The organism is Paraburkholderia gardini, assembly GCF_907164545.1.
GTDB classification, from domain to species: domain Bacteria; phylum Pseudomonadota; class Gammaproteobacteria; order Burkholderiales; family Burkholderiaceae; genus Paraburkholderia; species Paraburkholderia gardini.
The window spans coordinates 1-19366 of the sequence record NZ_CAJQZB010000019.1 but is presented as its reverse complement, the minus strand read 5'-3'; the positions used below and the strand labels follow the sequence as shown (position 1 = coordinate 19366).

Annotated in this window: 16 protein-coding genes; 6 read left to right on the top strand and 10 right to left on the bottom strand. The window is 63.5% G+C overall.

The genetic code is table 11. The features are described 5' to 3' along the window. Window positions 1-117 precede the first annotated feature (117 nt). Both LPA37_RS14700 and LPA37_RS14695 read right to left on the bottom strand, forming a co-directional pair. The gene (locus LPA37_RS14700) at window positions 118-1101 is read right to left on the bottom strand and encodes a thiamine pyrophosphate-dependent dehydrogenase E1 component subunit alpha (RefSeq protein WP_229012980.1); all 984 of its coding nucleotides are present in this window, start codon (window positions 1099-1101) and stop codon (window positions 118-120) included. A gap of 81 nt (window positions 1102-1182) precedes the next feature. After that, a complete protein-coding gene (locus tag LPA37_RS14695) occupies window positions 1183-2241 on the bottom strand; it encodes an ATP-NAD kinase family protein (RefSeq protein WP_228980961.1) in 1059 nt (352 codons plus the stop codon). Between the two features lie 443 nt (window positions 2242-2684). Between LPA37_RS14695 and LPA37_RS14690 the strand changes: the two genes are divergently transcribed. After that, entirely contained in the window at window positions 2685-4619 is a 1935-nt protein-coding gene (locus LPA37_RS14690) for a sigma-54-dependent Fis family transcriptional regulator (protein WP_229012979.1), read from the top strand. Window positions 4620-4736: 117 nt separating this feature from the next. On the opposite strand, the gene LPA37_RS14685 is transcribed toward LPA37_RS14690, so the two are convergent. The 4 genes from LPA37_RS14685 to otnI all read right to left on the bottom strand — a co-directional run bounded on the left by LPA37_RS14685 (window position 4737) and on the right by otnI (window position 9650). Then, window positions 4737-5306: a hypothetical protein gene (locus LPA37_RS14685; RefSeq protein ID WP_228980964.1), complete on the bottom strand. Its 570-nt coding sequence runs from the start codon at window positions 5304-5306 to the stop codon at window positions 4737-4739. A 219-nt stretch (window positions 5307-5525) separates the two neighbouring features. Then, complete coding sequence (locus LPA37_RS14680; protein ID WP_229012978.1) at window positions 5526-6881, bottom strand: Fic family protein; 1356 nt, start codon at window positions 6879-6881, stop codon at window positions 5526-5528. Between the two features lie 442 nt (window positions 6882-7323). After that, window positions 7324-8526, bottom strand: coding sequence for a 3-oxoadipyl-CoA thiolase (gene pcaF, locus LPA37_RS14675; RefSeq protein ID WP_228980972.1), 1203 nt, complete (start codon window positions 8524-8526; stop codon window positions 7324-7326). A 347-nt stretch (window positions 8527-8873) separates the two neighbouring features. Continuing rightward, window positions 8874-9650, bottom strand: a complete 777-nt coding sequence (gene otnI, locus LPA37_RS14670; RefSeq protein ID WP_228980976.1) for a 2-oxo-tetronate isomerase — start codon at window positions 9648-9650, stop codon at window positions 8874-8876. A gap of 161 nt (window positions 9651-9811) precedes the next feature. On the opposite strand from otnI, the gene LPA37_RS14665 reads away from it, so the two are divergent. After that, window positions 9812-10645: an IclR family transcriptional regulator gene (locus LPA37_RS14665; protein ID WP_228980977.1), complete on the top strand. Its 834-nt coding sequence runs from the start codon at window positions 9812-9814 to the stop codon at window positions 10643-10645. Window positions 10646-10678: 33 nt separating this feature from the next. Here the strand turns inward: LPA37_RS14665 and LPA37_RS14660 are convergent, their stop codons facing one another. Both LPA37_RS14660 and LPA37_RS14655 read right to left on the bottom strand, forming a co-directional pair. Continuing rightward, window positions 10679-11866 carry a M20 aminoacylase family protein gene (locus LPA37_RS14660; RefSeq protein WP_228980979.1) on the bottom strand — a complete coding sequence of 396 codons (1188 nt, stop codon included), beginning with the start codon at window positions 11864-11866 and terminating at the stop codon, window positions 10679-10681. Between the two features lie 240 nt (window positions 11867-12106). After that, window positions 12107-12886, bottom strand: coding sequence for an alpha/beta fold hydrolase (locus LPA37_RS14655; RefSeq protein ID WP_229012977.1), 780 nt, complete (start codon window positions 12884-12886; stop codon window positions 12107-12109). A 154-nt stretch (window positions 12887-13040) separates the two neighbouring features. Between LPA37_RS14655 and LPA37_RS14650 the strand changes: the two genes are divergently transcribed. Next, window positions 13041-14519 (top strand): HD domain-containing phosphohydrolase, encoded by a 1479-nt coding sequence (locus LPA37_RS14650; protein ID WP_229012976.1) that lies wholly within the window; start codon window positions 13041-13043, stop codon window positions 14517-14519. Window positions 14520-14573: 54 nt separating this feature from the next. Here the strand turns inward: LPA37_RS14650 and phnN are convergent, their stop codons facing one another. Continuing rightward, window positions 14574-15128 carry a phosphonate metabolism protein/1,5-bisphosphokinase (PRPP-forming) PhnN gene (gene phnN, locus LPA37_RS14645; protein WP_229012975.1) on the bottom strand — a complete coding sequence of 185 codons (555 nt, stop codon included), beginning with the start codon at window positions 15126-15128 and terminating at the stop codon, window positions 14574-14576. 529 nt (window positions 15129-15657) lie between these two features. Between phnN and LPA37_RS14640 the strand changes: the two genes are divergently transcribed. Both LPA37_RS14640 and LPA37_RS14635 read left to right on the top strand, forming a co-directional pair. Next, window positions 15658-16440, top strand: a complete 783-nt coding sequence (locus LPA37_RS14640) for an ABC transporter substrate-binding protein (RefSeq protein ID WP_229012974.1) — start codon at window positions 15658-15660, stop codon at window positions 16438-16440. A gap of 367 nt (window positions 16441-16807) precedes the next feature. After that, window positions 16808-17929, top strand: a complete 1122-nt coding sequence (locus tag LPA37_RS14635) for a succinylglutamate desuccinylase/aspartoacylase family protein (protein ID WP_229012973.1) — start codon at window positions 16808-16810, stop codon at window positions 17927-17929. Window positions 17930-18031: 102 nt separating this feature from the next. On the opposite strand, the gene LPA37_RS14630 is transcribed toward LPA37_RS14635, so the two are convergent. Continuing rightward, window positions 18032-18844, bottom strand: coding sequence for a MetQ/NlpA family ABC transporter substrate-binding protein (locus LPA37_RS14630; RefSeq protein WP_229012972.1), 813 nt, complete (start codon window positions 18842-18844; stop codon window positions 18032-18034). 293 nt (window positions 18845-19137) lie between these two features. On the opposite strand from LPA37_RS14630, the gene LPA37_RS14625 reads away from it, so the two are divergent. Beyond that, window positions 19138-19366 (top strand): porin (locus LPA37_RS14625; RefSeq protein WP_229012971.1); only part of this gene is annotated, 229 nt, incomplete at its 3' end.

Sequence of the window (19366 nt, the reverse complement as noted above, 5' to 3'; positions counted from 1 at the left end):
GGAGTTAGCGCTTTAGCGCTTACTCTGGTCCCATGCAAAGCTCTTACTCCGGTCCCATGCAAGTTACTTGCTGAATCTGTCGGGTTCGTCTCGCGTTTGCGCCACAGCGTGACGACGTTACGGATATGACACGTAGACGTCGGTCAACAGGTCTTCGGCGCCTGGCATCGGCGCGGCCTTGGCCTCGCTGACGGCTTCGTCGATCAGCGTCTTCACTTTTGCGTCGATGCCACGCAGGTCGTCGCTCGTCGCCATTTCCGCGCGCACCACGCGCTCTTCGAAGCGCTTGAGACAATCCTTTTCGTCACGCAGTTTCTGCACCTCGCCGGGCGCGCGATAGGTTTGCGCATCGCCTTCGAAATGCCCGAAATAGCGGGAAAACTTGACTTCGACGAGCGTCGGGCCACCACCGCCGCGCGCACGTTCGATCGCTTCACCAAGGGCTTCATGCACGGCGAAGAAGTCGAAGCCGTCGACGATCACGCCCGGCATGCCGAAGCCGCTCGCACGGTCGGCGATGTTGTCGGTCGCCACCGAATACGTCGACGACGTGGCTTCCGCGTAGCCATTGTTTTCCGCGACGAAGATCACCGGCAACCGCCACACCGAAGCGAGATTCATCGATTCGAAGATCACACCCTGATTCGATGCGCCATCGCCAAAGAAACACACGCCCACGCCGCCGGTTTTCTTCAGCTTCGCGGCGAGCGCCGCGCCGCACACGAGCGGGCCGCCCGCACCGACGATACCGTTCGCGCCAAGCATGCCTTTCGACAGATCGGCGATATGCATCGAGCCGCCTTTGCCGTGACACACGCCGGTCTTGCGGCCATAAATCTCCGCCATCATGCCGCGCACGTCGACGCCTTTCGCGATGCAGTGACCGTGACCGCGGTGCGTCGTAGCCACATAGTCGGCGTCGTTCAGATGCAGCATCGTGCCGACCGCCGACGCCTCTTCGCCGGCATACAGGTGCACGAAACCGGGGATTTCTCCTGTCGCGAATTCAACGTGCAGACGTTCCTCGAATTCGCGGATCGTGCGCATCATTCGATACGCCTCCAGCAGTTCGTCCTTGCCCAACTGTGCTGAAACAGACATGGTGCGTCTCCTTGATTGATTTCACTGCCTGCTGCAATGAGCGCCACACGAACGTAATCCGTTTCATGCGACACCGACTTCTTACACACTGTCTCCTGCTGCCACTTCCCGGATGAGTTGCCGCGACGCCGAGTAACGCAGCACGCGCTCGACGTCGACCGTGAGCGGTCCGTGCCAGTCGAGCATCACTTCATATCGATCGCCGCGTTCGAGTTCGATCTCGCGTTCGCCGTCGAACGCGAGCGTGCCGTGCTCTGCGTGAAGTGGCGTCCATGCGCCTGCTTCGAGACGCTCGCAGGTGCGCATCGTCACCTGATCGACACGCCCGGGCGCAATCGGGGCAACGATCGGCACACCGGGCTCGCCGGGGCGCGCGAACGTCAGATGCAAGCCGTGCGACGCCGCGCGATCGACCGGCGCGAACGCACCACCGATCGACGACAGGCCGATGCCATCCGGCGCGGCGAAAGTCAGAAAGAGCGTTTCGATATCGGACGGCTCGGACACCGCGCGGGCCCCGACAAAACGCTGACGGCTCACGCACACGTCAACCAGCGCGATTTCCTCGCGCCCCCGGTTTGGGCCGTCGACGCAGCGCACGACAAGCCGCTTGTTGCGCACCAGCGCGATGTCGGGCGGCACCGCGCGCGAGGCCACGAGCGCACCCGCAAGCCCCGCGACGGTGGCTTCACGCAGATCGGGAAACGCGTTGTTGGTACCAGTCGAAAGCGTCAGCAGCGGCACGTCGCCACTATGCGCGGCGGCCGCGCGATGGGTACCGTCGCCGCCGAGCACCGCGATCAGGCCAACGCCTTCACGCACCATGTGCTGGACGCCCACGTGCGTATCCGCGACGCTGTCGGAAAACGGCAATGCAAGGAATTCGACCTCGGGCCAGCGTTGACGTGCGGCGATGGCCCTGTGTGTTTCGATCGCGCGCAGGAGCAACGCGGAAACGCCGGTCTTGTCGCGCAGCGTCAGCACGCGATCGACGCCGAGCGCGCCGAGACCCGCGAGCAGCCGCACGATCATGTTGGCTTTCTCCGCCGTCGGGAAAACGGAGGCGTACGTCGTGAGACGCCGGATATCGCGGCCTGACGCAGGATTCGCAATCACGCCAACTGTGACGGGAACGGACACGGGGTTGTCTCCTGTCGACCAGAGTTGCCCGCGTATGCGCGGACTGGTCTTTTTATGAAACGCAACGCGCGCTTCGAGTACAGGGAGACTCTGCAAGGGACGTGCCAAAACACATCCAGCACACCAGAATACGAAGAAAAGCCCGTATTTAAAGGGCTTTGCGCGATCGGCGCGGTTTCAACGCATGGGGAAAAACGCGTGCGCTGGTACGCATGCTGCGTCTCGTCGTCGATGCGACGCGCCCACACGCGCTACGCCATGCGACGAACGAATCCGCCCGCGCCTTGCAGGACGTGCGATTGCGGGCGGCCGGTACTGTCTCACCTCGCGTTGAGACGAACGTCTCAAGTGTCTTTCGTGCTGCAATGCAGTGTGATTGCGCTTTCGAGTTGTGCTACAAGGTCGAACAGGAATCCTCCAGCATCGCTCGACGGGAGTCGATCATGCCTTACGTCTCGCAAACACAGCACGTCGATCGCGTGCGGGGCGCCATCGAAGGACGTCTGCCCGCGCCCGCCGGCTCACCGCGTCTCGTGTCCTCGTGGCAGCGCTCGTTCGAAACCTGGCAGCTCGATCCCGGCTCGGCCATCGGTCCGCGCGTGTTGACGTCAGCGGAACTGCGCGAAATCCAGGGGAAGGAAGAAGCCTTTCTGCGCGCGTCGGGCCAGTGCCTGTCGCGGTTGCACGACATGATTCGCGTCGCCGATTACTGCGTGATGCTGACCGACGCGCACGGCGTGACGATCGACTACCGGATCGATCGCGACCGGCGCAGTCATTTCAGGCACGCGGGTCTTTACATCGGCTCATGCTGGTCCGAACGTGAGGAAGGTACCTGCGGCGTCGCGAACGTGCTGACGGATCTCGCGCCGATCACGGTGCACAAGACAGATCACTTTCGCGCCGCGTTCACGACGCTGACGTGCAGCGCCGCGCCAATCTTCGCGCCCGCGGGCGAACTGATCGGCGTGCTCGACGCCTCGGCGGTGCAATCGCCGGATAACCGTGACAGCCAGCGGCTCGTGTTCCAGCTGGTACGTCAAAGCGCGGGGCTGATCGAAGACGGCTACTTCCTGAACCAGACGACGCAGCACTGGATCCTGTTCGGCCATCAAAGCCGCAACTTCGTCGAAGCGCAGCCTGAACTGCTGATTGCGTTCGACGAATGCGGCAACATCGTGACGGCCAACCGCAAGGCGCGCGAATGCATTCCGGACCTGAGCGGACCGCGCCACATCGACGATATCTTCGATACGTCCGAGGTTCATCTGCACGACCTCGCACGCACCGACGCAATTACCGGATTGCGCCTGCGCGCGACGGGCGCCACGCTGCACGCGCGCATCCGTGCCCCGATGCGGCGGTCCACGCGCGTCGCCGCGACTGCGGCGGCCGCGCCGCGTGAATCGCACGCCGGGCGGCATCCCGGTGCGATGAGCCGGTTCCTGCATAGCGCCGATCCGCGCATCGCCCAGAACGCGCAGGTTGCGCTGCGTATCGCTGGAAAGCGACTGCCGGTCCTGATTCTCGGCGAAACAGGCGTTGGCAAGGAAGTGTTCGCGCGGGCGATTCACGAGGCGGGGGAGCGGCGCGCGCGGCCGTTCGTCGCCGTGAACTGCGCGGCGATTCCTGAATCGCTGATCGAGAGCGAACTGTTCGGCTATGCGCCCGGCGCGTTCACCGGCGCCCGAAGCCGAGGTGCGCGCGGCAAGATCGCCATGGCGAGCGGCGGCACGCTGTTTCTCGACGAAATCGGCGACATGCCGCTCAGTCTGCAGACCCGTCTGCTGCGCGTGCTGGCAGAAGGCGAAGTCGTGCCGCTCGGCGGCGACGTGCCGGTGCGTGTGGACATCGACGTGATCTGCGCCACGCATCGCAGCCCTTCGCAGATGGTGAGCGAAGGCGCGTTTCGCGAGGACCTGTTCTACCGTCTGAGCGGCGCGACGCTGACGATGCCGCCACTACGTGAACGCGCCGACATTCGCGACGTGATCGAAGCGGTCTTCGATGAAGAAGCCGGGAACGCCGCTCACGTGCTGATGCTCGACGCGCATCTTGCAGAACAGCTGGCGACGCTACCGTGGCCCGGCAATATCCGCCAGTTGCGCAACGTGCTGCGTTATGCGTGCGCGGTATGCGATTTGTCACGGGTCGAGATGCGCCACATCGCGCCGGATATCGCCGCACTCATTTCACCCGCTACCGGACGCGAACTGTCACACGCACCCGCACCGACGGATGAACGCACGCGCATTATCGAAGTGCTCACGCAGCAGCACTGGCGTCCCAACGCAGCGGCACAGGCGCTAGGGATGTCGCGCGCGACGTTGTACCGGCGCATGGCAAAGCTGAACATCATCGGGCCGCATCGCTGCTGACGTAAGGCGCTGACAGCTTTGCTGTTCGTGGCGAAGGGCGCGTAGCGGCGCACATGAAAAAAGCCCGTTGCGGCTGGCAACGGGCTTTCGTTTCATGACGGGCGAGAAGCCACACGCTTACTTCGGTGTGACCTTGACCGCCGCGGCGGAAACGAACACCGCGTGCACGGTATCGCCCACTTTCACGCCGCTCAGATCGATATCGGGGCGCGCTTCGACGGTCCGAGTCTGATACGCCCCGCGCAGCGTCACGAGGCGCTTCTTGCGATCGATCTTCTGCACGGTCGCCAGAATCTCGATCTGCCGCGTCGACTGGAAGCCGCCCGATGCCGGCTGATAAGCCTGCGTATCGACCCGCTTGCGCAGACCCGCATCCGGGCCGGTGACCTTGTCGGCGGTGAGCAGCAGCGCGTTCTTGTACAGAACGTCCACGGTGTCGCCGAGCTTGAGCTTGTCGAAACCGGTGACCTCTTCGTTCACCACGACGACCACCACATTGCCGGCCGCGCCTTTCACCGTCAGCGTTCGCGAAGCGGGCTCGATACCCGTGATCTGTCCTTTCATGTGAACCGGCTGTACTGCGTCGATCACGCCTTGTGCCGAACTCGCCAGCGAGTCCTGCGCCCAGACAGGTTGCGCGGCAGCCAGCGAGAGCAGCACGGCAGTTCCAACGGTCGCTACCTTCATTGAACGTTCTCCTTTGAAAGGCTGATCCAGCGATTTCGAATCGGCTAAAAAACGCGTGTCAACCGCGAAAAAGACATCATCGAATGAATCATGCTACCGGCTGAAACAATCGACAGCATCCGGCGAAATGATTGTACAAGCCCAGCCCGTCATGATGCCGACGCCCGGCAGGCTGTGGGCCTGACAAGCCTGGGTTCGCGTCCACAGTCGCGGATTAGTTTAGTACGGCCGGCTGGCGTCGATCCAGGCCTGCGTGGCGGTCAGCGTCAGCCGGTACCGCGCGCAGTTGAATACCTCCAGCTTCTTCAGCTCCTCAAGCAACATCGCCGGGAAGCCCGGGGCCTGGTCCTCCGTGAGCCCCAACTTCTCCATTGCAGCCTGCGCGGATTTTCTGTCGAGAACCACCAGGCCAATGGCTTCGGTCAGATGCTCACGGTATCGCAGTCTCAGAGGGTTCGGGGCGCCCATGGACTCCATCACGACGACATATTTTTTCATCGAGCGCCGCCAGCTCCAGGCGAACAGGTCCACTGCGCGCGAGACATCCCGGAATTCGGACACGCCCAGCATCGCCTGGGCATAGTCGTGAGGATCGACGTCCAGGAAGGACAACGGCGCGCAGTTATAGAGCATCAGCGGAATGTTTGCTGCGAGACGACTGGTGCGCTTGTTGCCATCCTCGAATGGCTGCAGGTACGCCAGATTCACCCACAGGAAAAAGGCAGCCTCGACCGGATTCTTGATGAGCCTGGCCTTGGCCAGAATGATCTCCAGCATCTCCTCGAGCACGGCCGGCACTTGCGTCGGTACGTAGACCGTGTCACTGATGTTGACCAGCTTCTTGCGGATAGTGCCCAGCGCATCGGTATCGGCCAGAAGGTCCTGCATGAGCACTGCATGAAGGTTTTGAATGAGCGCGGCCGAGAGACCCTGCAACGGTACTGCATCGACCAGAAACTCGATGGCCGTTTTGTGGTTGAGTAGCATCACCGCGTCAGCGTCGCTGCCGGCGGTCCCCCGCCTGAACAACTCCTCTGTCGCCAGCAGGGTGTAACGGTTGCCCTCCAGACGAGAGGACGACCAGGACAGATCGATGAGCAGTTGCTCCAGCACCTTGCGCGCGTAGGTCCCCGCTGGCTGTTGTTCGCGCAGGCGACCGGCACGATAGAGCTCTTCGGCCAGGGCTTGTGGCATCAACCAGCTCTCATTGGGCACGTAGTCCTCGACAAATTCGCGCCGGTAGGTGACCGGGTCGCGCGCAGCCAGGGGGGCATCAAGTTTGCGGCCAAGCTCAACGGCGTCGAGTGACCACACCGGATGCAGGACGGCGGAAGGCGCTTCGCGGGTGGCGGTCTGGACAGTCGCAGCCACCCCAGCCAGCCGGTAGCGAACTGCACGCGCCTGGCCACTACGCGTGAGCTGCCCACTGGAACACAGCGCATCCAGATGGCGCCGGACGGTGGCGGAGCTGCCGTGCGTAGCGCGGATGACGTCAGTAGAGGAAACCGCCAGTTCGCCTGCCTGGGCCAGACGTCGGATGGCGTCGAGGATAGCTTCGGGGGTCAATTTGCCCATGTATCTGCTCAGTATCTGCTCAGTATTGAGCGGATACTATCAAAATGAGCAGATAAATCAAATTTTGAGCAGATACTGAGCAGATAGGCACAGTGACTAATGAATTTGAGCAGATTGCCCAGGGACTGGCACTACGGTTCACTGTGAGGTCGGTGAAGGGCGCTCGCCCATAGCGTCGACAGACCGCGGTGAATGTCGCCCGGCGGGGACTTCGCCGGGTTCCGGCAGGGAAATATTTCTGGAGCAAGACAAGTCCGGTCAATCCAGGACTGGCGGGGCTCAGCGTTAAATCAAATCTCGGGCAACGACACGCACGGTAAGGGACTGGCGCCAGAGGCCGGGGGCTCTCAATGAACCTGCCGACCGGCCCTGGCCACTCCTTAAACCGCTAGCCACCACGGATGCCCGTTCCACGCTTAGGAAGCGCTACAGCAAAAAAACCTTAAACCCGCTCGATCGCAATAGCGATGCCCTGACCGACACCGATACACATCGTACACAGTGCAAAGCGACCCTTCGTGCGCTGCAACTGATACATCGCGGTGGTGACGAGACGCGCGCCGCTCATCCCGAGCGGATGGCCCAGCGCGATCGCGCCGCCGTTCGGATTCACGCGCGCGTCGTCATCGGCGACGCCGAGCATCCGCAGCACCGCGAGACCTTGCGACGCAAACGCTTCGTTCAGTTCGATCACGTCGAACTGGTCGATCGTCATGCCGAGACGCGCCAGCAGTTTCTGCGTAGCCGGAGCCGGGCCGATGCCCATCACACGCGGCGCGACGCCTGCGGTCGCAATACCGAGCACGCGTGCGCGCGGCACGAGGCCAAAGCGCTTCGCGGTTTCTTCGTTCGCCAGCAGCAGGGCCGCGGCGCCGTCGTTCACGCCCGAAGCGTTGCCTGCCGTCACCGTGCCATCGGGGCGCACGACGCCCTTCAGTTTCGCCAGCGTTTCGAGGCTGGTTTCGCGCGGATGTTCGTCCTGCGACACGATGGTCGGGTCGCCCTTCTTCTGCGCAACCGATACCGGCACGATTTCCTGCGCGAGTGTGCCGTCGCGCTGCGCGCGCGCCGCGTTCTGCTGGCTGCGCATCGCGAACGCATCCTGATCGGTGCGGCTCACACCGTAATCCTGCGCGACGTTTTCGCCGGTTTCCGGCATCGAGTCGACACCGTATTGCTGCTTCATCAGCTTGTTGACGAAGCGCCAGCCGATGGTCGTGTCGTAGATCGCCGCTTCCCGCGAAAACGCGCTGCCGGCCTTGTTCATCACGAACGGCGCGCGGCTCATGCTTTCGACGCCACCCGCGACCATCAACGCAGCCTCGCCCGATTTGATCGCGCGCGCGGCGATGCCGACGGCATCCATGCCCGAGCCGCACAGACGGTTGACCGTCGAACCCGGCACGTCCAGCGGCAACCCTGCGAGCAGCAGCGACATGCGCGCGATGTTGCGGTTGTCTTCACCCGCCTGATTGGCGCAGCCGTAAATCACATCGTCGATGACCGACCAGTCGACGTCCTTGTTGCGCTCCATCAGCGCCCTGAGCGGCACGGCGCCGAGATCGTCGGCGCGAACCGACGACAGCGCACCCGCATAGCGGCCAATCGGCGTACGAATTGCATCGCACAGGAAAGCTTCGGTCATGTGATGTCTCCATTTGCAGGCTGCGCCGCTTTGTGTTTCCAGCCGGCGCCTGACGCGAAATCCGCCCGACAGCCAGGCATCGTTCGCGATGAGCGGAACAGATTCTCTCAACGTCCCACGCCGCTCATCGCGGGACTGGAAGGACTGGATCGCGATTCAAAATATGTTCTATATACGAACAATATATCGAATAGCGAACATTTAGACTGGATAGTAGGGTCTACCGGCGACCCGTGTCAAGCTGCATCAGATGCAAAGACAGGCATACGTGCAGTGCGGAATGTGCCGAAAAAGCCCACGCCGCCCGTATGAGTATGGTCGCATTTCTGGTCCCGGCGTCGCACGCGTTACAGCCAGCGCCTGAGCCACCCGAGCCCGGCTGACGTGCCCGCGCGCGGCCGGTATTCGCAACCGGTCCAGCCGTCATAGCCCAGCGAATCGATCAGCTCGAAAAGATACGGATAGTTGATTTCGCCGATATCGGGCTCGTGCCGCTCCGGCACGCCTGCAATCTGGATATGCCCGATGTGCGCCATATCGCGCCTGAGTTTGACTGCCAGATCGCCTTCGACGATCTGGCAGTGATAGCAGTCGAACTGCACCTTCAGGTTCGATGCGCCGACTTCCGCGCAGATGGCCTGCGCATCGTCCTGACGGTTCAGAAAGAAACCCGGCATGTCGCGCGTGTTGATCGGTTCGATCACGACCGTGATGCCGTCGGCCTGGGCGGCCTGCGCAGCGTACGCGAGGTTCTTCAGATAAACCTCACGGTGACGTTCGCGCGACTGGTCCGCGGCGATCAGTCCGGCCATCACGTGCAGCCTCCGGTTGCCCAGCACGCGCGCGTATTCCAGCGCCGTGTCGATGCTGCGCCGGAATTCGTCTTCCCGCCCCGGCACCGATGCGAGGCCCCGGTCGCCGGCGGCCCAGTCGCCGCACGGTGCATTGAAGAGCGCCTGCGTCAGTTGATGTTCGTCGAGCCGCGCTTTCAGACCGGCAGCGGGAAACGCGTACGGGAACAACACCTCGACACCCTTGAAGCCATCACGCGCCGCGGCGCCGAAACGATCGAGGAACGGGTGTTCGTTGTACATCATCGTGAGGTTGGCGGCAAAGCGCGGCATCGTGCTGTCTCCTGCATGACGGGTTTTCGTCCGTCTATCATACAAAGAGTCGCGGTCCCGGCGCCGCTGAGGTGTCGTCAAGGTTGGCGAAACGCGGGTCATACGCTATCGTCTCGGCTTTCGAGGCCACTCCGCCGGCCATCGCTTTTTCCCTGAGGCACATGAGCAAAGCTCTTCCCGCGTCCCCGTCGCTGTCCGCCAACGCCGCGCAAACCCCGGAAGCACCCGACAAACCGGGCGATTCGTACGTGCAGTCGTTTGCACGCGGCCTTGCGGTGATCCGCGCGTTCAACGCGGAGCGCCCCGAACAGACGCTCACCGACGTCGCCGCCGCAGCCGGGCTCACACGCGCCGGCGCGCGCCGCATTCTGCTCACGTTGCAGACGCTCGGTTACGTGGAAGCCGAAGGGCGCCTCTTCCGGCTGACGCCGAAAATCCTCGATCTCGGTTTTGCGTATCTGACGTCGATGCCGTTCTGGAATCTCGCTGAACCGGTGATGGAGGAACTGTCGGGGAAAGTGCACGAGAGCTGCTCGGCGGCCGTGCTCGACCGCACGGAAATCGTCTATGTGCTGCGCGTGCCGACGCACAAGATCATGACGATCAACCTGTCGATCGGAAGCCGTCTGCCGGCTTACTGCACGTCGATGGGCCGCGTGCTGCTCTCCGCGCTCGACGACGACGCGCTCGACGCGACGCTCGGCGCGACGCAACTCTACGCGCACACGCCGCGCACCGTGACCGACAAGGAAGAACTGAAAAAGCTGATCGCACAGGTGCGCCGCCAGGGGTGGGCGATTGTCGACCAGGAACTGGAAGGTGGTTTGATCTCGCTGTCCGCGCCGATCCGCAACCGCCAGGGCCGCGTGATCGCGGCGATGAACATCAGCGGCAACGCGCAGCGCAATTCAGCAAAGCAGATGGTGAAGGCGTTTCTGGAACCGCTGCAGCACGCCGCGCAGACCGTCTCCGACATGGTCGCACGACGCGGCTAGCAACGCGCCGCATCGCGTTCGAACGTCGGCGAACTACTCGAGAAACCGCTCGACGAGGCGCGTCCAGAACGCGGCGCCCACCGGCAAATTGAAGTCGTTGAAATCGTAATGCGGGTTGTGCACCATGCACCCGTCTTCGCCGACGCCGTTGCCGATGCGCAGGAACGTGCCGGGGCGCTTCTGCAACATGAACGCGAAATCCTCGCTGCCCATCAGCAGGTCGGTGTGCGCGACCACCTTGTCGTCGCCGACCAGTTCGCGTGCCACTTCGATCGCGAATTCCGTTTCCGCGTCCGAATTGACGACGACCGGATAGCCTTCGATGTATTCGACAGTCGCCTTGCCGCCATAGCTGGCCGCCTGGCCTTCCGCGAGCTCCGTGATGCGCTGTTTCAGCAATGCACGCACTTCCGGGCTGAACGAGCGCACGCTCAGTTCGAGCTTCGCCGAGCTGGGGATCACGTTGTTCGCGATGCCCGAATGCATCGAACCCACCGTCACGACCGCCGGTTGCGACGGATCGACGTTGCGCGCGACGACGGTCTGCAACGCCATCACGATGCTCGCGGCAATCACGATCGGATCGACTGTCAGATGCGGCCGTGCTGCATGACCGCCGACCCCTTCGATGTTGATGATGGCCTTGTCGCCGGCTGCCATGAACGCGCCCTTGCGGAACAGCAGCTTGCCCGGCTCGGCGCCCGGATGATTGTGCAGGCCGAACACGGCGTCGCACGGAAAACGTTCGAAGAGACCGTCTTCGATCATCTTCATCGCGCCGCTGTCGATGCCGGTTTCTTCGGCCGGCTGAAAATACAGATGCACGGTGCCCGAAAAACGGCGCGTCGCGGCGAGATGCTGCGCGGCGCCGAGCAGCATCGCCGTATGGCCGTCGTGGCCGCATGCGTGCATCTTGCCGTGCGTGCCGCTCGCGTACGGGAGGCCAGTCTGCTCGACGATCGGCAGCGCGTCCATGTCGGCGCGAATCCCGATGCTGCGTGTACCTGCGCCCAGCTTCATCGTACCCACCACGCCCGTCCTGCCGACGCCGCGCGTCACCTGCCAGCCCCACGCCTCGAGCTTTTCCGCGACGAGCGCCGCGGTGGCGACTTCTTCGTACGCCAGTTCGGGATGATGGTGAATGTGGTGGCGAATCTCGCGCAGACTTTCGGCGGCGGGAACCAGGTCGTCAATTTCGGCAAAACGCCGTGCTACGTTCATCACTGACTCCAGTCGTATCAGGCAGGTCGCGCCGTATATCACGGCGAATTGCCAGCATTATATCGACGCCGTCCAGCTTCGATGCGATGCCCGTTCCTGCCCGAACGCTAAAACCAGCCTGCGCCGGCCGGCCGGAATCGCCACGCGAACAGGCGTACGCCCACGCGAGGCGCGTGCTTCGCGTGGGCGTATCCCTCTGCACGGGCACGACGCGGATGCGCCCTCCCCATTCAAAAATACTTACCGCACCTTGCTCGCCGCGGCGATGATGGCGTCCGCCACCGCTTTCGGCTGGCTGAGCATCGCGACGTGGCTCGCGCTGACCCGCGTGACGGTTGCGCCGATCTGGCTCGCCATCGCTTCCTGCAAACGCGGATCGATCATGTGATCCATGCCGGTAATCACGAACGCCGACGGCTTCGTGTGCCATGCCGCCGTGGTCACCCTGTCATCGGTACAGCCGGCGAACCACGGACCCTGCGTCGCGGCGACGAGGCGCGCCTGGGCCGGCGGCAGATCCTGCGCGAACTGATGGATCACGGCATCGGTCGACAGCGTCAGGAAGCCCGCGGAGTCCTTCTGCAAGGCGCTCGCCCACGCCGGCGCCGGCTTGCCCTTCAGCATGTCGTTGATCGACTGGCCGCTGTCGGGCGCGAATGCCGCCACATAGACAAGCGATTTAACCTTGTCTTCATTGCCCGCCTGCGTGATCACGACGCCGCCCCACGAATGGCCGACCAGCACCACCGGGCCGTCCTGCTGCTCGATCACGCGCCGTGTCGCGGCGACGTCGTCGTTCAGCGAACTGAGCGGATTCTGCACCGCGACCACGTGCAGACCGCGCGCCTCGAGCAGTGGAATGACCTTGTCCCAGCTCGATCCGTCGGCAAAAGCGCCGTGTACCAGCACGACGTTCCTGCCCTTCAGGTCCTGCGCGGGCGCGGCGTGTGCCGCCTGCAGCGAAAACAGGCTGCCAAGCAGCAGCGCGGACGTCAGGACTTTTTTCAGCAGCGTATTCATGATGGGCTTCCTCGCCTCGGTTGGATTGAGACGGACTATCTCAGGGCGAGCGGCGCCGCGGTATCGGTCGAATGACCGACCCATCGGCTGGAATTCCCTGGCACGTTTATAGTAGGCACCGTCAAGACGGCCGGTTCGGGAGGCGCAGGGGAGCATGCAGACACAGCAGGACAATGGATCGGCGATCCGGGTGTTCGACGCCGTCAAGGCACTCGCCTTCATCGGCGACCTGAGCATGGGGCAACCCACCGATCACTCGCTGCGCACCGCGTGGCTCGCCGCGCAACTCGCACAGGCAAGCGGTTTCGATGCGGCCGGCTGCGACACGGTGCGCGAAGCGTCGCTGCTGCGCTGGTCAGGCTGCACGGCTAACGCGCCGGAATTCGCCGATGCGCTCGGCGACGACATCGCGAGCCGCGAAGCGATGCTTGCGCTGCGCCCCGACTGGGACAGCGCGCTCGACGCTCGAGGCGGCACGAGCGCCGCGATGACGCCTTTCGCGAAGATTCACTGCGAGGTATCCGGCGAAGTCGCACACATGATGGGTCTCGCGAGCGGGACAGAAACGGCGCTGCGACACATTTTCGAGGCGTGGGACGGCACCGGCCTGCCCGATCGCATGGCGGGCGGCTCGGTGCCGCTCGCCGTGTTCGTCGTCGCGCTCGCGGGCGACCTGGAAATCTTCAGCCGCATCTATGGGTTCGAGCGCGCGCTCGCGCTGATCGCACAACGCGCCGATGCGCGCTATCCCGCGCGGCTCGCTTCGCTTGCCGTCGATCACGCGGCGCAATGGCTGGCCACGCTCGACGCGATGCCGATATCGCGTCTCGACGACGCGCTGCTGACGCCGCCGATGCGCGAGGCCACCTCCGCCGAACTGATCGCGGACGTGATCGACCTGAAGCTGCCGTGGATGACGGGTTATTCGCGCGCCGTGGCCGCGACGGCCGTCGCATGCTGCAAGCGGCTGGGAACCGGGCCGCAGACGCAGGAGCGTGTCTATCACGCGGGCCTGATTCATGGCATCGGCCGCGCCGCCGTACCGAACGCGGTATGGAACACCGGCACGCGCCTGTCGGCGTCGGCGTGGGAAAAAGTGCGTCTCGTGCCGTACTGGACCGCGCGCGCCGGCAAGCAGACCGGCGCGCTCGCGCAGGCGGCGGAACTGGCGTCCTACGCGTATGAACGGCTGGACGGCTCCGGCTACTTTCGTAGCGTGGGCGCCCAGGCGCTGACGCTGGAGGCGCGCGTTCTCGCAGCATCGGTGGCGTGGGTGGCGCTGCGCTCGGCGCGTCCGTGGCGCGACGCGCTGACCGATCCCGAAGCCGCCGAAGCGCTACGCACCGACGCCCGCGAGGGCCGCTTCGACGCGGAAGTCGTCGAGGCGCTGCTCGCGTCAGGCCCGACGCCGCAGCAGGGGCTGCGCTACCGGCCTCAGGGGGTGCCTCTTTCGACGCGCGAAATCGACGTGCTGCGTTCGATCAGCCGCGGCGCCAGCAACAAGGAAGCGGCGCGTGAACTGGAGTTGAGCCCGAGCACGGTGCGCACGCACGTCGAAAGCGTGTTCCGCAAGCTCGAGTGCTCGACGCGCGCGGCGGCCACGCTGAAGGCGTCGGCGATGGGATTTCTGTAGGCCGGTCAGGTCAGGTCAGGTCACGGCACGGCACGAATTCAAATGCCGGCGGCGCTATCGTCGCGTCGCCGCGCGCCGCACGACTTCGACGAACGCGTGCCCCGCTTCTTCGAGCGCACCGGAGTTATCGATCACGGTTAGCGCGACACCCTGTGGCAACGTGAAGGTGGCGCGCCGTGCCAGCCGTTCGGCAACCTGCCCCGGCGTTTCGCGCGCCCGGGCGCCGAGCCGCGCTTCGAGAATATCGGGCGCCGCATTCACATGCACGACGACCGCGCGCGGATAACGCGCCAGCGCTTTCGCCAGATGCGCCCGCGAACCGTTGACGACCACCGTGCAGCCGCGTGCGAGCCACGCATCGAGCTCGATGCCGATGCCGTAACGCAACGCGTGGCTCGACCACTCTAGTGCGAACAGGCCCAGCGCCGAGCGCGCCTCGAATTCCTCGTGCGTCAGGGCAACGTGGTTTTCCCCCTCGCCTGCCGAACGCGTGATGTAACGATGCGCGAACACAACGGGTTCGCCGGGGATTTTCTCGCGCGCAAAGCTGAGCAGCGAGTCCTTGCCCGCGCCGGATGGCCCCATTACGTAAATCAACTGGCCGCTCATCGAGTCTCCATTGAACGGGGTAAAACGCCTGACGTCGCCAGTCAGGCCCACGGATGGCCGCTTGCCTCGATGCATTCTAACGCGCGCGACACATCGCCCCCGCGATAGAGGGCATGCTCCAAAGCCGCGTCCGGCGTGCCTGGCGCGTCGATGAAAGCGCCGCCGCGCCACGCCGGAGATCGAAACCCCGCCGGTTTCCGGCTGCACCGCGTGACGTGGCGACGCCGTGCACTTGGTGCGCACGGGGCGTGGACCTGGCTCCAGCCGTCGATGCAAAGCTGTCATCCGCCTTTCATCCGGATCTTCAGAGCGCTTTTGCTGCAAGTGCACATCGACGCCGAAAGAGCACGCCCGTTTGCTATCCGGTGTTTCACTAGCTACACGGATTTTTTTTCTTGGTAAGCTTGGCGCGCACTGCTGGCCCACGCTGGCAGACAATAACCATGTCCGGTCGCGACTCGCGCCGGGTAGTGTTCCGCGGCGGCACAACCCATGCGGGGCAATCTGAACCACTCCGAGGAGTAAATAAGTGAAAAAACTGCTGGCGACTTTGACGGTTGCCCTGCTTGCCACCGTCTCGATTACCGCACACGCTAAAGACTGGTCCACGATCCGCTTCGGCGTCGACGCCAGCTACGCTCCGTTCGAATCCAAAGGCCCGGACGGCAAACTGGTCGGCTTCGACATCGACCTCGGCAACGCAATCTGCGAGCGCCTGAAGGCAAAGTGCGTGTGGGTTGAAAACGATTTCGACGGCATGATCCCGGCCCTGAAGGCCAAGAAGTTCGACGGCGTGCTGTCGTCGATGTCGATGACGCCGCAGCGCGCTGAACAGATCGCCTTCTCGTCGAAGCTGTTCAACACGCCGACGCGCCTGATCGCGAAGAAGGGTTCGGGCATCCTGCCGACGGCTGAATCGCTGAAGGGCAAGAACGTGGGCGTCGAGCAGGGCACGATCCAGGAAACCTACGCGAAGACCTACTGGGAAGCCAAGGGCGCGAAGGTCACGCCGTACCAGAACCAGGATCAGGTCTATGCCGATCTGTTGTCGGGCCGTCTGGACGCAGCGCTGCAAGATGCAGTGCAGGCTGAGATCGGCTTCCTGAAGACGCCGCGCGGCGCTGGCTTCGAGTTCGTGGGCAAGGATCTGGACGATCCGAAGATCCTCGGCAACGGCGCTGGCATCGGCATGCGCAAGGAAGACACGGATCTGAAGGCGAAGGTCGACAAGGCTATTGCTGAGATCATCAAGGACGGCACCTACAAGAAGCTCGAAAAGAAGTACTTCGACTTCGACGTGTACGGCAGCTGATCCACGACGGCACGTCTTCGGGCGCGCCGCCGAGGTCTGAGGAAACGGGCTCCGCGAACAGGCGGAGCCCGTTTTGTTTTGGGCGCCACGACGCGTTCTCCAGCTGGCTGGCGCGGGCCGGTGCGGCACGCGGCATCCGCCGCGCCTGCCGGAGAAACCACGCTGCCTCGCCAGAATCGGCTAAGATCGAAGGATTCGCAGCCAGTTCGTGTACGAAGCGTCACGACGTGTCTTCCGCTTCATGCCCGCTTCGTGACAGCAGAACTCGCTGGTTATCACGATTTTTTCGCTCGCTTTGTCAACGCTTTCATCCCCTGCAACCAACCGAAAACGCTGCCTGCCTGCTGCTCGCGGCGTCTGAAGAACCATGCAAACCCAGACCCATCCGCTGATTTCCCCGACGCTCGGCACCGCGCGCAACCTGACGAGTTTTCACTATGGCGCCGGCGGTGGACAGAAAATCTATATCCAGTCGTCGCTGCACGCTGACGAGCTGCCCGGCATGCTGGTTTCGCATGTCCTGCGCCAGAAGCTTGCCGCGCTCGAAGCGGCCGGCAAGGTGCGCGGCGAAGTCGTGCTCGTGCCGGTCGCCAATCCGATCGGCCTGAACCAGCATGTACACAGCCATCTGGCGGGACGCTTCGAAGCGAACAGCGGCCAGAACTTCAACCGCAATTTCTACGATCTGGCCGGGCTCGTGCAACCTGTGATCGAAGCGCGTCTCACACACGACGTCGACGAAAACCGTCAGGCCATCCGCCTCGCGATGCGCGAAGGCCTCGACGCGCAACAGCCGAAGAACGAACTGGAGTCGCAGCGGCTCGCACTGCAAAAGCTCTCGTACGATGCCGACGTCGTGCTCGACCTGCATTGCGACTGGGAAGCCGCGATGCACATCTACACGAACCCGGACATCTGGCCGGAAGTGGAACCGCTCGCGCGCTATCTGGATTCGAAGGCGTCGCTGCTCGCGGTCGATTCAATGGGCAACCCGTTCGACGAAATCCACAGTTTCATCTGGTCGGATCTGCGTAGCCACTACGGCGACCGTTTCCCGATTCCGAACGGCTCGGTGTCGGTCACGATCGAACTGCGCGGCCAGCGCGATGTGTCGTATGAACTCGCGGAACGCGACGCGCAGGGCATCATCGAATATCTGACGCATCGTGGCGTGATCGAAGGCACCGCAGCCGACATGCCGCCGCTCGAATTCGCCGCTACGCCGCTCGCCGGCAACGAACCAATCGTCGCGCCGATCACGGGTGTCGTCGTGTACCGGCCGGGCGCCCAGGTGGGCACGTGGGTCGATGCAGGCACCGAGATCGCCGATATCATCGATCCGCTGACGGGCCATGTCGCGACGCTGAAGAATGCGGTGGCCGGCGTGCTGTACGCGCGGCATTCCGCGCGCTTCGCGACCGCCGGGCTGGAAGTGGCGCGTGTGGCAGGCGCGAAGGCGTATCGCACGGGGTCGCTGCTGTCGGCATGACGCGTAGCACGGCTTCCGTGGTTTCATGACCGCTGCGCCCATGAAAATCGCCCGCTAATGCGGGCGATTTTCGTTTGGACATCCGCGTTTCACAGGAGCGCGCTAGAACGCCGGCACAATCGCGCCCTTGAACTGCGTGTCGAGGAACCGGCGCACGTCGTCGGATTCGTACGCCGCCACGAGTTTCTTCACCCACGGCTTGTTGCGGTCCTGCTCGCGCACGGCGATCAGGTTCGCGTACGGCCCCTTCAGGTCCTCGATGCCGATCGCGTCTTTCGTCGGCTGCAGACCGGCTTTCACCGCGTAGTCGGTGTTGATCGAAGCGGCGTCGAGATCGTCGAGTGCGCGCGGCAACTGCGCGGCATCAAGTTCCACGAGCCTGATTTTCTCCGGATTTTCCGCGACGTCGAGCGGTGTCGCGTTGACGCCGTTTACCCCGACGCCCGCCTTCAGCCTGATCACGCCATATTTCTGCAGCAGCAACAGCGCACGGTTTCCGTTCGACGGATCGTTCTGGATGCCAACCTTCGCGCCTTCCGGCAGGTCCTTCAGCGACTTGTACTTCTTCGAGTAGAAGCCCATCGGCGACGTATAGGTCAGGCCGACGTTCACGATCCTGTAGCCCCGCTGTCTGATCTGGCTGTCCAGAAACGGCTGATGCTGAAAGCCGTTCGCATCGAGATCGCCCGCATCGAGCGCGGCGTTCGGCTGCACGTAATCGTTGAACTCGATCACCTTGAGCGTCAGGCCGTCGCGCGCCGCGACCTTCGTCACCACCGACCAGATCTGCGCATCGGGACCGCTCATCGTGCCGACCTTGATGACCTTGTCGTCGGCACGGGCCAGGGTTGTCGCCAGCGTGGCACCGGCTGCCGCCAGCACGGCGAGCGTCTTGATGAGTGTTCTGCGCTGCATACGTTCCCCGTTGAATCCATGAATGTTGGATAGGAATCGTCACACGGTGCAGCCACGGCGATAACCAATGAATTGTCATACGCATATGCAGTCGCTCACGCAGAGCATATGCGCGCATGCCCTGCTCGAATTCGTCGATGAGAAACGGCGCCTGTCGTGCGTATGCGACACATTTCAAAAAATAACTGGCCTGTCATATTCAGTTCCCGGCAGTCGCTTACATTTCGGGCCATCGCATGACCGGCCGTAGAGCGTGGCGTGTCGATCGCATCTTTTCTAATCGGAGAAACGTCTTGAACAAGAAAGTACTGACCACTGCTATTCTCGCCACGTTCGCAGGCGCGGCTCACGCGCAAAGCAGCGTGACACTGTACGGGTTGATCGACGCAGGTATCAGCTATGCGAACCACTCCAAGGTTGGCAATTCGCACGACGATCTCGTCAAATATGACGACGGTGTAGCGTCTGGCAGCCGTTGGGGCCTGCGTGGCACCGAAGATCTCGGTGGCGGCCTGAAGGCGA

Coding starts and splice junctions, on each gene's coding strand:
- phnN (WP_229012975.1), bottom strand. CDS start 15,128: ATGAGCGGCCAGTTGATTTACGTAATGGGGCCATCCGGCGCGGGCAAG.
- LPA37_RS14690 (WP_229012979.1), top strand. CDS start 2,685: ATGCCTTACGTCTCGCAAACACAGCACGTCGATCGCGTGCGGGGCGCC.
- LPA37_RS14680 (WP_229012978.1), bottom strand. CDS start 6,881: ATGGGCAAATTGACCCCCGAAGCTATCCTCGACGCCATCCGACGTCTG.
- LPA37_RS14700 (WP_229012980.1), bottom strand. CDS start 1,101: ATGTCTGTTTCAGCACAGTTGGGCAAGGACGAACTGCTGGAGGCGTAT.
- LPA37_RS14660 (WP_228980979.1), bottom strand. CDS start 11,866: ATGAACGTAGCACGGCGTTTTGCCGAAATTGACGACCTGGTTCCCGCC.
- LPA37_RS14630 (WP_229012972.1), bottom strand. CDS start 18,844: ATGCAGCGCAGAACACTCATCAAGACGCTCGCCGTGCTGGCGGCAGCC.
- otnI (WP_228980976.1), bottom strand. CDS start 9,650: ATGCCGCGCTTTGCCGCCAACCTCACGATGATGTACAACGAACACCCG.
- LPA37_RS14685 (WP_228980964.1), bottom strand. CDS start 5,306: ATGAAGGTAGCGACCGTTGGAACTGCCGTGCTGCTCTCGCTGGCTGCC.
- LPA37_RS14635 (WP_229012973.1), top strand. CDS start 16,808: ATGCAAACCCAGACCCATCCGCTGATTTCCCCGACGCTCGGCACCGCG.
- LPA37_RS14650 (WP_229012976.1), top strand. CDS start 13,041: ATGCAGACACAGCAGGACAATGGATCGGCGATCCGGGTGTTCGACGCC.
- LPA37_RS14665 (WP_228980977.1), top strand. CDS start 9,812: ATGAGCAAAGCTCTTCCCGCGTCCCCGTCGCTGTCCGCCAACGCCGCG.
- pcaF (WP_228980972.1), bottom strand. CDS start 8,526: ATGACCGAAGCTTTCCTGTGCGATGCAATTCGTACGCCGATTGGCCGC.
- LPA37_RS14655 (WP_229012977.1), bottom strand. CDS start 12,886: ATGAATACGCTGCTGAAAAAAGTCCTGACGTCCGCGCTGCTGCTTGGC.